This window comes from Paraglaciecola sp. MB-3u-78 (assembly GCF_002835935.1).
Classification (GTDB): domain Bacteria; phylum Pseudomonadota; class Gammaproteobacteria; order Enterobacterales; family Alteromonadaceae; genus Paraglaciecola.
This window is the reverse complement of sequence record NZ_PJCF01000005.1, coordinates 1-13130: the sequence shown is the minus strand read 5'-3', so window position 1 is coordinate 13130 and position 13130 is coordinate 1. Positions and strand designations below refer to the sequence as shown.

At 43.8% G+C, this 13130-nt stretch carries 11 protein-coding genes; 3 read left to right on the top strand and 8 right to left on the bottom strand.

What is annotated here, in order from left to right; genetic code table 11:
* The 7 genes from CXF95_RS11130 to CXF95_RS11100 form a co-directional block, all read right to left on the bottom strand.
* On the bottom strand, nucleotides 1-567 hold the full coding sequence (locus tag CXF95_RS11130; RefSeq protein ID WP_101198790.1) for a hypothetical protein: 567 nt from the start codon (nucleotides 565-567) through the stop codon (nucleotides 1-3).
* A gap of 40 nt (nucleotides 568-607) precedes the next feature.
* Entirely contained in the window at nucleotides 608-1774 is a 1167-nt protein-coding gene (locus CXF95_RS11125) for a DUF3570 domain-containing protein (protein WP_198556568.1), read from the bottom strand.
* A 7-nt stretch (nucleotides 1775-1781) separates the two neighbouring features.
* A complete protein-coding gene (locus tag CXF95_RS11120) occupies nucleotides 1782-2036 on the bottom strand; it encodes a DUF4266 domain-containing protein (RefSeq protein WP_101198789.1) in 255 nt (84 codons plus the stop codon).
* Nucleotides 2037-2039: 3 nt separating this feature from the next.
* Nucleotides 2040-2519, bottom strand: a complete 480-nt coding sequence (locus tag CXF95_RS11115; RefSeq protein ID WP_232787846.1) for a TlpA disulfide reductase family protein — start codon at nucleotides 2517-2519, stop codon at nucleotides 2040-2042.
* A 93-nt stretch (nucleotides 2520-2612) separates the two neighbouring features.
* Entirely contained in the window at nucleotides 2613-3287 is a 675-nt protein-coding gene (locus CXF95_RS11110) for an outer membrane beta-barrel domain-containing protein (RefSeq protein WP_101198787.1), read from the bottom strand.
* A complete protein-coding gene (locus CXF95_RS11105; RefSeq protein WP_232787785.1) occupies nucleotides 3257-4006 on the bottom strand; it encodes an SH3 domain-containing protein in 750 nt (249 codons plus the stop codon). The genes CXF95_RS11110 and CXF95_RS11105 overlap by 31 nt, the downstream gene beginning before the upstream one ends.
* A 35-nt stretch (nucleotides 4007-4041) precedes the next feature.
* Complete coding sequence (locus CXF95_RS11100; protein WP_232787784.1) at nucleotides 4042-6777, bottom strand: hypothetical protein; 2736 nt, start codon at nucleotides 6775-6777, stop codon at nucleotides 4042-4044.
* Nucleotides 6778-7488: 711 nt separating this feature from the next.
* Between CXF95_RS11100 and CXF95_RS11095 the strand changes: the two genes are divergently transcribed.
* The 3 genes from CXF95_RS11095 to CXF95_RS11085 all read left to right on the top strand — a co-directional run bounded on the left by CXF95_RS11095 (nucleotide 7489) and on the right by CXF95_RS11085 (nucleotide 12969).
* A complete protein-coding gene (locus CXF95_RS11095; protein WP_101198785.1) occupies nucleotides 7489-8721 on the top strand; it encodes a hypothetical protein in 1233 nt (410 codons plus the stop codon).
* A 2-nt stretch (nucleotides 8722-8723) separates the two neighbouring features.
* Nucleotides 8724-11213 carry a LamG domain-containing protein gene (locus CXF95_RS11090; RefSeq protein WP_101198784.1) on the top strand — a complete coding sequence of 830 codons (2490 nt, stop codon included), beginning with the start codon at nucleotides 8724-8726 and terminating at the stop codon, nucleotides 11211-11213.
* 163 nt (nucleotides 11214-11376) lie between these two features.
* Nucleotides 11377-12969 (top strand): general secretion pathway protein GspF, encoded by a 1593-nt coding sequence (locus tag CXF95_RS11085; protein WP_101198783.1) that lies wholly within the window; start codon nucleotides 11377-11379, stop codon nucleotides 12967-12969.
* A 10-nt stretch (nucleotides 12970-12979) separates the two neighbouring features.
* Here CXF95_RS11085 and CXF95_RS11080 read toward each other — a convergent pair.
* Nucleotides 12980-13130: tyrosine-type recombinase/integrase (locus CXF95_RS11080; protein ID WP_157828129.1), on the bottom strand; the 151-nt coding region annotated here is incomplete at its 5' end.

Below are 13130 nucleotides of genomic sequence, written 5' to 3'. Positions count from 1 at the left end.
TTAAAGCTCAATCGCCTCAAAAATAGGCTGTTGTTTAAGACTAGAATCAATAATGCTCAACTCCAAGGATTTAGCCTCTGCGGTTTTAGTAAAGGTGATACTGGTAGCTCTTTTGTAATCTCTATCTTGTGGCCCTTTGCCAATAAAAAACGCTGTAAGCTGATGTTCGCCTTGGGCTAAATTATCGATATGTAATTTTTGCACACCGCCTTTAAACAAGGCTTGAATTTGTTTTTCGGTATACAGATGATAGGTAACAACCTTGTCATCAATTTTCAGCTCCACTGCGTCTAAGTTAAAATAAGTGCCTATATCCATTGAAAGATACACCACGACTTGAGTGCTAGAGGGAAACAATAAGTCCTCTTCCAACACAAACAGGTCTCGGTTAAGGGCAACCACTTCTTTTCGCAGTTGTTGTAATTGTTCAGCCACAGTATTGTTGGCTGGCGACTCACTTTGCTGAGCATTAACGTTCAAACTGATACTGAATAAAAAACCAACAAGTAATGATATTAACCAGTGAACAATATTATCTTTGGATGCTTTGTCTGAATAAAAACTCATGGTGTTAGACTTCCTGTAGCCCTTGGACAATCAAAGGACACTAGTAAAATAAGGACACATATAAACGTGTGATATTGGCCGAAAACGCATAAAGCGGCTCGGCACCTACGGGTACGTCAATAGCAAGCACATCTCTAAAATCATCATAGTCATAGTTAACATGATCAAAATCGAGGTTGATAGTGCTCTTCTTGAAAAAATTAGCCGCTGAAAATTGAAATTCATAGGTTAGGCTTACACCCAAAGATAAATTGTTAAATGTACTCATTTCTTTATCCCGAGCTCGGAAATTAAATTCAGCACTACGCGTATATAAATCCTGATAAAAATCAGCTTTGTCTTGTTGATAATGTCGAGCCCGTAATTCCACAATCCAGTCTTCGCCGAAGGTATGGATATAACCCAACTTAACTGTATTCGCTTCAATACCCCAGGAGTCCGAAAACATCTTAGCTTCGCCATACACTGAAGCGCGATAAGGTAAATAATAGTTAGCGGTGATAGCGGCAGCATTACTTCTGCGGGTATTCGGGTAAACCTCGGTTTCAAAACGATAACCACGGGCGCTCGTGGCATCTAAAAAGCGCACTGAACGATAAGGATTATTCAAATACCCTTGATCGGATATGTTCTCGACACTCAATCCTATTATCATGTTCTTGGTAATCACTTGGGTGATCCCGAGTTGGTAATTTTGGCGTTCAGCTAGTTCTAAAAAACTATCATCACCGGTTTTACCCACTTCATCGTTGCCTTTGGAATAACCTAAAGTCAAAGTGGTTAAGTCACCAAAAAAGTCTTGGCTAACGCCAAAGTGAATCGACTTAGCTTCAAAGTCGTTCTCTGAGCTAGTGGTGTAGTTCAAGCTCATCAAGGTTTTATTATGAAGGAAATCAACACCCACACTATTTTCTGTCCGCTCTTCTGCATAGGGACTAGCAGTGGCTAACACATCTATGGATGCACCAGAAATAGTATCGACGTAATAATTAGCAGAAACAGAAACATGGTTACCGATTTTTTTACGCAATAAAATTGACGGTCCGTCGATTGACATGCCACCCCCTTGATAGGAGTGATACATCGCATCAGAGCGGTCTTGTGGTAACACGGCAGCAAAAGCTTGCCAAGCCGCCAATCCCAGTACAAAGCAGGCAAATATAAATCGAGCAGGCAATTTTCTTACCGTGCCACTGGGACTAGCCATTTTTCGCCTAATTACAGCCACAACCGCCTCCTGCACCACCTTCAGCGCCTCTTGCACCTTCCCGTGCTTGATTAGCATGGTGGGTGTACGACATCGACACAGGATTGCGATTCATGCTCATGATCGGGTCAGCCAAATTGTCACGCTCGTAAGGCTTCACCCAAGGTTCGAAGGTGCTACTACAACCACTGGTTAACATGGATGTCATGAATGCCATGATCAACAAAAGCGAGCGCAATGGGTTTGCTTTGATTGCCTTCACTGTTTACTCCCGAAGTAATGCTTTAACGGCTTGTTTATATTTCATTTCATCACCACTTTTATAACCGTGATGCAATAAACGTTGGTTACCATCGCGATCAACTATCACAGTGGTCGGCATAGCCTGCACATCATACAATTTGCTGACTTCGTCATTCACATCAAATAACACCGGAAACGAAACAGGGATATCGTTTAACAAGATATCAGCTTTAGATGGGTCTTCGTCCACATTGACCGCTAAAATAGTGAAACCCAAATCGGCATATTCCTGTTGCAATTCTTCTAAATAAGGTAATTCTTCACGACATGGGCCACACCAAGATGCCCAAAAATTAATCAACACCACGTTACCCAATTGTTCTTGCAAACGCACATTGCCTCCCTCTTTACTAGCCAAAGTAAAGTCTGGTGCTGGCCCTTTTACATCTGCTGCAAAGGTGTGAATTGATGTGCACAAAACAGCTAAGGAAACCATTACCATACCTAAAAGAGGATAGAATTTAGGACTGATATCATGGTGATTTTTTTTAACAAATAACGACATATAATAGTCTCTCAATAAGTAAACAACGGACTAAAAAAAGAAGGTGGCACCCAGGCCATATTCAATGTTCTGTGTGGTTTTTTCTTCTCCGATTAACTCAGAATTAAACAAATGGTTTTTCATATTGATGTGCAAAGCAAAAAAGTCAGTGAGTAACAGGCGATAACCCGCCCCTAAGGTCAGGGTAAATCTTTCATCACCACCAAATTCGGTACTGCCAGCGCCTAGTGTGAGATAAGTGGCAGAGTTAAACACCCAGCGGTCGGTGAGAAAAGTTTCACCATTGAGGTTGTAACCTAATGATAAGTTGTAATAGCGATACTCTCGTTCTTCATCCGTTAAAAATGGCGCACCACCACTGAGCACTTCAAAACTGGTCTCTCCCCCTTCAGCTTGACCGTAAGTGGCTTCAACAAAAAAATCTTCATTGACGTGATAAGCCGCGCGAGCACCCACTAGCATACTAGATGAAAAATCCTCTATGCTGATAACGCCAACCAACATCCCAAACTCAAAATTTTCTGAGTCAATGTTGGCTTCGTTAACATCTCGGCGTTCAACACTAGGCTCGATAACACTTTGTGGTGCTTCTTGTTGCGCCCTTTGTGGCCCAACGTCTTGTTGCATGTTTTGTTGCGCTAACAAAGAAAAACTCATCACTGTAGCTATCAGGGCTAGAAAAAAACTGCGAATCCCAATTTCCATTGTTCTAAATCCTCGTTCACGTCTCTGTCGGTTAAAGCTTGAAGATGCTGATACTCAAGCTTGAGCATAAAATTTTGTGCCATGTAATATCGCAAACCAACACCTGCAGCTAATAAATCACTGGTGCGAGTTTCACCTCCACCTTGTACTAAGTTAGCTCTAGGTTTAGTGCGAATTTTTCCTGCGCCTAAAGTCACGTAAGGCGACACTCGCCATTCGGGAAATGTCGTATGTTGAACTCGCACTAGAAAAAATTGATTTTCAGATAAATCACCCAGCGCTTGGGTCACACTGACACCAGCGACTAAGTTTTCAGTTGCCACCCAATCAGCAAATACCGTCATCGAAGGCACACCTTCAAATGAACCACCTAAAGCGCCAAATTCAACATTACGCTGAGCAAAGGACTCAAATGAACCATCAGACAATTTCACCGGCTGACCAGCACTGCTTTGGGTCATGTGCAATGCGTCTTGTTTTACCCAACCTTGCACACCTTTATTTGTTTCGACTTTAAACCAGTTGGTGCGGCGTTTTAATACCGTGATCCATTGATTTTTTGCCGCCACATGAATAACAGGAAAACCACCCGCTGGACCAGAATGCAATTCGATAAAAGGCTGTTTAACCTGCACTTGCACTGTTTCATCCGCTAAGGCCTGACTCACCATTAATCCGAACGTTAGCCATACCCCAAGGCTAAGTTTGATTAAACCCAAAGAGCTGATGAATACCTGCTTGAAGCCCATTAACATCAGTTTAGTGGCGCCGCAAAGGGGTTATTGTAATACTGCCCACCCACATCTAACCATTCAGATAACAGCTTTAGTTCAGAGGATGTTAACCATCCATCATGGGCTCCACCGGTGTTAAAAGGAATAAAAAATCGGTTGCTTGATCGGGCACCATTCACAGACATACTATTTCCCACAGCTACGGTTTGATTTACGGGGATAGCATTACCCTCAGCATCCAGTATTAACTCGCCCTCTTCGTCCAATTCAAACACAGTATTGCCATTTTGATCTGTGACAATCACCAGTCTATCCAGGAGTGCACCTTCTATTAGCGTTTGTTCATTATCACCAAACATTAATTCTCGATAACTGCTGAGAAAATCGGCGTTGTCTGTAGACGGGGTGGCACGCAAGTCTAATTGGGCAGCAGGTATTTGTGCTAAACCATCTGCGCCTTCAGGTGTATGGCAACTTAAACAACTGCGATCTTCGAGTAGTACCAAACCGTCTTCATCAAACACTTGCCTGTCGACTAAAAATATCGGTTGAATATGTTCGGGAAAATTAATTTGAATACGGCATAAACTTGTCCAATCAAGAGCACAAGCTGCAGTAATAGGTAAGGAAGATTGTAAGTCAGCGTAGCGGTAAGCGAAACTGGTTGCAGGGGTTTGCATGTCAGGGTCAGTCCAAATATCTGCAAAATTGATATCTTGAGAAGGAGTGTTGATACCGTTAATCTTACCTGATGTTTGCGCCATGGTATCGCCTAAATCCGCAAATAAGGCTGGATTAGTATTCAAAAAGGGGCTGCCAGTATTCGCCGCGCCTAAGTTAATGCTGTCTGCTTCGGCATCTGCACGACCATGGGGGGCTTCACTATTTTGACTATGACAACCATTACAGGTGCGCACTTCACCGGCTGCCAACTGTAACCAATTCTGATGTCTTTCACCTATTCGTCTCCCGTTTACATCTAATATGCTGAAAGCCAACGGCACATTAGCGGGCGCATCAAAGTACACCGAGCCATCTGGCTCAATGGGCACATAACCAATAATTTCTCGCATCAATTGATTGCGGCTGCGTCCAAATGCAGAGTTGTCAAAATCTCGCACCTCTTCACTTGGAATGGACACGGCTTTTACGACTCGCAAAAATCGCGCGGGTCTATCGCCAATAGGGGTTTGAGTGGGATCCGCCATAACCGCAATGCCTTGTGCTGTGACGTCGATACCAGAAAAATCATAGACACTTTTAATATGCACCCGCCCTAAGTCATTGTTAGCTAAGTCTTGGTCAAATTCTTCAGCCTGTTGTGCGTCTGTGGGAAAAGCACGTGCCTGCATGGCCACAATGTCAGTATAAAACTGGCCTTCTTCAGGCACATTGATCACTAATTGAGTATTTTCAAGGGGGTCAAAGATCCACAATCCGAATAACAAGGGTGCGGTTTCAATTTGTGGGTTAGCTAATAATTCATCATCACAGGGTAGGATAGTCCGAACGTCGCTTTCACTTTCATTTTCATCTAAAACCTGCTCGGGATCATATACACGACATTGACTCCAGCTAAACAATAACCTTTGACTGTCATCCCAAAGTGGGTAAACCGCTGCAAACAAACCGCCAGTTGAAATACTGCCGTCGATTAAAATATTGTCAAATAACGCCGATACTTGCGCCGGCCCGTTTAGTCCGTTTTGCGAAGTAATTGGCATGGTATTGTCAATATAGTTAGTGATATCAATATTGACGTATTCGCCCCCCCAACTATTGCTTACAAAAGGCCTAAGCGCAGCCAATAACTGACCGTTAGGCTGCTCCCTCAATTGTGTAAATTGCAACACCTCATCAGACAGTTCGCTGTTATGACTATGTCGACCGTACACAATTTCTAAACTACTGCCGTCAGCATTCATTTGATAGATGTTGATACTATTATTGTTCGCCACGTTATCCCATCGGCTAAATAGAATTTTACCTGAATGCAGTACCATGGGATTAAGATCGTGACTTTGATTAAAGGATATTTGCTGAATATCGCTGCCATCAGCATCCATGACATGTAATACAGAGGCTATTTGCTCGCGGTTTTCATCCAGCCCTTGATATTGGGGTTTACCTTCGTCTAATAAAATAGCTTGATTAGCCTGTTGCCTAGTAGAGCTAAATACAATGCGACCATCGGGTAAATACGTCGGTGAAGTGTCTTGGCCAAAGCCAGCCTCTAAGTCAGAGGTAATAATACGCCGCAGCGTATCTGCGGTTAGATCATACTCCCAAATATTCCAGCTGGGCTGTTCGTCATCATCGGCATCTTCAATGTCTGGTGCACGCATAGCAAACAACAAATGGGTGCCGTTATAAGACACCGCCAAATCTTTCACATCATAACCGGCTAAGGGGCTGATTTCTGAAGCTGCTACTATTTCTTCTTCAGTAAAAAATGCGCGGTCTGTAATATTTTTCTCAATGGCGTTAACCGATGCCCTTGGTTTAATAAACAACTGTGCACCGGGCAAAAAGTCATTGGGAATACGTAAGTCTTGTGCCACCAATGCAGAACCTTCATCTAAAGGCGCAGGCCTTTTGATATAAGCGATGGGAACATCCACTACCACGGGATCGGGTTGTTGCTCTGAGGTTAATATTTGATCACCGCCACAGCCCATAACTTGAGCACATAGCAAAATAGCAACTGCCCGTGTCAGTCTAAAGTGGGTGAGTGTGGATAATGACCAGTGGTTCAAGGTATTTTCGCTATGGTTAATAAAATGCAATCGCTATGGATAATAAAATGTAAATAGTCTAACAGTATCTGTCGTAGTCAAAAACTGTCTACAGGCAGCTACTTTCTATCTATGAATACGCGATAGATTCTTGCATTAACCGCTTTGGGGAACAATTCATGGTTTTATCATTAGGAATGTTTTTCAATACCTTAATCTATACACCACGGAAATAATGCCTATTGAGTCTAGCCTTTATTTAAAATAATTTTTACGATATTCAGCACAATACAGAATGTATAAAATTAACGACACCATAAAGCACTGGCACAAAAACACCTAGAGTATTAATAATTAAGCATTTAACTAAACTTCAACAAATCCATCAGGTAAAGTAATGTATCGCTTTTATTAAAAAAAGTCAGATAAAAGCAACATTTGTGCCGATGCACTCATCATCCTATTTGCTTTACTTCCCATAAACGCTGACCAATTCAAAGTATTCAGCGACATGGGGTAATTCGTGCTCTTCGTACTATAAGCTTTAAATCAAATTCGAATTTAATTTAAATGCATTTATCGCTGAGAAATAGACGTGTTAACTGCAACCCCTGCTTTTAGGTATGAATTACTAAACCTAACTTGCAACAGTAGTATTGTCATCAATGGATTTATTGATTAAAACCCATACCAAGCACATAAATCGTTATTGACGGTAAGAGGATTTCCAACTTGAAACAAATAGTCAGGCAAATTGGCGTAAATAAAAAGGCTATCAGTTGGGCATTAATTGTTGTCAGTTTAACCACTCTACCGCACACCTTTGCTGGCACCAGAGAACAAGCCAAACGCATCCATGACAGATTGGCAGGTGTGCCACCAAATAACGATGTATTGGATCAAATGGAGAGTCTGGTTAGTGCAGGTGATGTGCGCGGCGCAGCGGATATCGCAATGGACAATCCAGCTTTTTATTCAGTGACCTTAAAAAACTGGATAACACCTTGGACCAATGAAGACGCTGATGTATTTGCACCTTTGAATGACTACACTGCGACTGTTATTGGCATCACTCGGGACGAAATTGATTTTAGGCAAATACTCAGTGGCGATATTTTATATATAGGTGCTGCAAGTGCGGGTGTACCTGCGTATTCCAACACTAGCAATGCCCACTATCAGGCCTTGGAAGATCAAAGTGCGGATTTAAAACAAGTATTGCAAGCCACTACCCAATCAGCGGTGACAGGTTTACCGGCAGAGGCAACGGCAGGTGTAATGACCACCCGTGCTGCTGCTAAGTCATATTTTAAAGACGGCACCAATCGCGCCATGTTTCGCTTTACTTTAATCAATCACATGTGCACTGATTTGGAAGGCTTGAAAGATACTAGCCGCAGTCCCGACCGAATTCGCCAAGATGTGAGTCGCAGCCCCGGTGGTGATAGCCGCATATTTAATAACTCTTGTGTGGGCTGTCACTCAGGCATGGATCCACTGGTGCAGGCATTTGCTTATTACAACTACGAGTACAATATTGACAGCGATCCCGAAGGTGAACAAGGCTCACTGCAATACAACCAAGTGGGAGAAACCGATACCGATACGGGTTCGCGGACACAAGGTAAATATCATATCAACAGCAATAATTTCCCCTATGGTTTTATTACTACCAACGACGATTGGAGCAATTATTGGCGACAGGGTTTAAATAAAAACCTCGGTTGGGATCAGTCCTTGCCTGATAACGGTAGCGGCGCTAAATCTATGGGCCAGGAGCTAGCCAGCAGCCAACAGTTTGCTGGTTGCCAAGTCACCAAAGTATTTAAAAACATCTGTTTACGTGCACCACAAGATTCGGCAGACAGGATGCAAATTTCCAATATGACCAACACATTTACGAGCACCGGCTATAACATCAAACAAGTGTTTGCGGATTCCGCTGACTACTGTAAAGGGGAATAAGAATGCGCCATTACCTGACCTCTTTACCTTCATATTACCTAAACAAGGTGCTTGTAAGCTTAGGTGTAGTGTTAACGGTTTCGTTATTGACTGCTTGTGGAGGAGGCTCGGCTGATGTGGTACAAACACCCGCGCCAGCGCCATTGGATAACGCACCCATCACCTATTCCGGTCCTGTAGCATCAACACCAGACGTGACTCAATTCAAATTGGCGTTATGGGACAACATTAGTTCACAAGAACGCTGCGGTGCCTGTCATGTGCAAGATAACCAGTCACCTGCCTTTGCACGTAATGATGATATTAACTTGGCTTACAGCGCAGCGAATGCTTTGGTGAATTTCACCTCCCCTGAAGATTCTGCCTTAGTATCAAAAGTAGCAGGTGGACACAACTGTTGGTTAACCAGTGACGCCGCTTGTGCCGATATTATGACAACATGGATCACTAACTGGGGCGCCACAGAAAGTACCGCTAAAGAAATTCAACTTGAAGCGCCGGTCGCAAAAGAGCCGGGTGCGAATAAAAACTTCCCGGCAGATGCTCAGCTTTTTGCAGACACCGTTTACCCATTATTAGAAACCTATTGTGCCAATTGCCACACTAACTCTGCCACCATTCCTATCTCGCCGTATTTTGCGTCTAGTGATATAGACGAAGCGTATGGCGCATCAAAGGCCAGAATTAGTCTCGACACGCCCGGTATTTCACGCTTTGTCGGCAGAGTGCGGGACGAATTTCACAATTGTTGGAGCGATTGCAGCGACAATGCCAATGACCTTATCAGCGCCATTCAAGCCATGGCCGATGGCATTGCTATTACCGAGTTAGACGGGGCATTGATCAACAGTAAAGCCTTAACCCTTTTTGATGGCACACTCGCCACAGGTGGCGGACGTTTTGAAACGGATGTCATAGCCAAATGGGAGTTTAAGACAGGTTCCGGCACAACCGCATTTGATACCAGTGGTGTTGAGCCAGCTATCAACCTCACCCTAAATGGTGCAGTAAGCTGGATAGGCGGTTGGGGTATTCAGTTAACAAACGGTAAAGCCCAAGGGTCAACCACTAGCAGTAAAAAGTTACACCAGCTGATCACTGCAACGGGTGAATTTGCGATAGAAGCATGGGTAGTACCTGCCAATGTCACCCAAGAAGGTCCGGCAAGGATCATCAGTTATTCGGGCGGTGCCGACACCCGTAATTTCACCTTAGGTCAAACCTTATATAACTACAACGCTCTATTACGCACCGATAAAACAGATTTAAACGGCCAACCAGCTTTGTCTACAGCTGATGCTGCAGAAGTGTTACAAGCCAGTTTACAACATGTGGTTATTAATTATGACGCGGTCAATGGCAGACAAATATTCGTTAATGGCCAATTTACCGGTGATACCGATAACACCGAAACAGGCAACTTTGCAGATTGGAACGACAGCTATGCGTTGGTGTTAGGGAATGAAGTATCTGGAGATATTCCTTGGTCCGGGTCCATAAGAATGGTCGCCATCCATAACCGTACATTAAGCTCTGAACAAGTGGCACAAAACTTTGATGTGGGTATTGGCCAAAAATTCTTCTTATTATTTGAAGTGAGCGACATCACCAATATTGCCCAAAGTTATGTGGTGTTGGAGGTCAGTCAATTTGATAGTTATAGCTACTTATTTAGCGAACCCTTCTTTGTCACCTTAGATAACAATGCCAGTATTACAGACATACCGTTGCAAGGTATGCGCATTGGCATCAATGGCCGCCAAGCCAGCGGGGGCCAAGTATACCAAAATCTAGATACTCAACTCACTCAAGCTGATTATGTAGCAGGCCAAGGACAAATATTATCGCCCTTGGGCACCATTATCCCTGTTGAAAAAGGTGCTGGGGTAGATGAGTTTTTCCTGACCTTTGAAGTATTAGCTGACCAAACTAATGTGGTGGTCGAAGCCGATCCCCCTGCCCCTGCGGCCAGCGCAGACTTACAAGCGCAAGCACAAATTGGTATGCGTAACTTTGCGGAAATACATGCCAGTATGTCGGCAGTAACCACTGTACCTATGAACAACTCAGCCGTTAAAACCGCCTTTGAAAAGTTAAAACAACAGCTGCCATCTGTGACCAATATGGATGGATTTTTAGCCTCTAATCAGATGGCTGTCACCCAAATGGCGATAAAATATTGCGACCAGCTAGTGGAGACTCAAAACCTAAGAGAGAATTATTTTACGGGTTTTGATTTTAGTCAAAATGCATCGTCGGCGTTTACGACCCAAGACCGACACTTAATATTGACTCCACTCACTACCAATATGCTAGGTACCAGTCTGAGTGACCAACCAAATGACACCGATGTTATCGATGAATTAGATAATTTAATCACGCGTTTAACGGACTGCAGTGGCGACAAAGTATGTGATGCCAATTACACCAAGACGGTCGTCAAGGCAGTGTGTGCTGGTGCGTTAGGCAGTGCGGCGATAACCATGCAATAAGTGTTAGATAAAAATAATGAACTGCATAAAGGCATTTTACACCACAGAGGAAAAAGAGGGCACAGAGGAAAGATCATAGTACTTAAACTCTTTTTCTCAGTGTGCGACACCCGGCACTCAGTGCTCTCAGCGGTGATAAATTTTTAAAATTAAAGAGGTGAAAATGAAAAATGAAAATCCAATCGGCCTAAACGACCCTCTTTATCATGCCTGTCATGCCAAACCGGTGACTCGCCGTGATTTTATTGCTCAGGGTTTTATGGCCGGTATGGGCACTGTGCTTAGCGGTTCAGTGCTAAGTTTGTTTGCCAATCCGGGTAAAACTCATGCTGCTTTATCGCCAGATTTAGAAGCACTAAAAAGTAGTTGTGGTATCGCCACTCAAGGTGCCGGAAAAATTCCTTTTATTGTGTTTGATTTAGCAGGCGGAGCCAATATTTCGGGTTCCAATGTATTAGTGGGGGGCCGCGGCGGACAATTAGATTTTCTGAGTACGTCAGGGTATAGCAAACTAGGTTTACCCGGCGATACCATCCCCTCTATTGCGAATCCAGACACGGGTTTAAGTGATTTTATCAATACTGAACTCGGTTTGGCCTTTCACTCAGACAGTGCGTTTTTGCGGGGTATTCAAGATAAATTAAATGTGACCAACCGCGCCAATGTGAACGGTGCGGTTATTCCTGCCCGCTCTGAAAATGATACCGGCAATAACCCTCACAACCCTATGTATGGCATCAATAAAGTAGGTTCTGATGGCTCATTGTTAACCTTAATCGGCTCCCGTAATTCAGACTCTGGTGGCAATTCTATGGCACCAGCAGCCATGATAGACACCTCCAAACGCCCCACTAAAGTCGACAGACCTTCAGATGTGACCGGATTAGTAGATACAGGGGATTTAGTGGGTTTATTAAGTCAGCAAGACGCGGTAGCTGTGATGGAGTCGATTCAACGAATTAGCGCCATGAAACTCGGCAAAGTGAATACCCAAATTACCACAGACGATGTGTTAAAAGATCTCGTTAATTGTGGCTATGTGAAAAGTGCTGATATCGCCGACAGATTTGGCGATCCCTCCTCTCTTAATCCTGAACTGGATACCGACATAGTGGGCGAAAGCGGGATTTTCAGCCAACAAGAGTTTGACGGTGATAGTGAGTTTCGAAAAACCGCCTCGACCATGAAATTAGTGATCAATGGTTTTGCAGGAGCAGGCACTATCACCATGGGTGGGTTTGATTACCACACAGGTGACAGAGCCACAGGCGAAGTGCGCGATTTACGGGCAGGCCGATGTATGGGAGCCTGTTTAGAATATGCCGCACGAGTGGGCGTGCCACTTATGATGTATGTGTGCAGTGACGGCTCAGTGGCCAGCAACGGCATGATAGATGATTCAATTAATGGTCGCGGCAAAGGCGTATGGACAGGTGACAATTCATCTACCGCATCATCGTTCTTTTTAGTTTATAACCCCGGCGGTACACCACAATTAATGGGTGCAACCGCTGATGCCCAAGCCCAACATCAACAAATAGGTTACATGCGCAACGACGCATCAGTGGAAACCGCCGCCACGCCCGCCGCTAACAATGTTAATTTATTAGTAGAAACAGTGATTTTAAATTATATGGCACTACATGGTGAGCAAGGCAACTTTGCCAATATATTTCCACAAAATGGTTTGGGTAGTGCGGTATTAATGGACAGTCTTACCGCGTTTGAGCCTATTGTTAATGGGGTAATTGCCTAGGAGATCGTGTTCAAAGCCTAGAAAGAGGACTTACTACAGAATTACCACCACGTTGTAAAATGTGGGTGTAGATTTGAGTAGTGCGAAGGTCAGCATGGCCTAGCTGATCCTGAACAGTGCGGATGTCTGCGCCTGATTGTAGTAGGTGGGTGGCGAAAGAA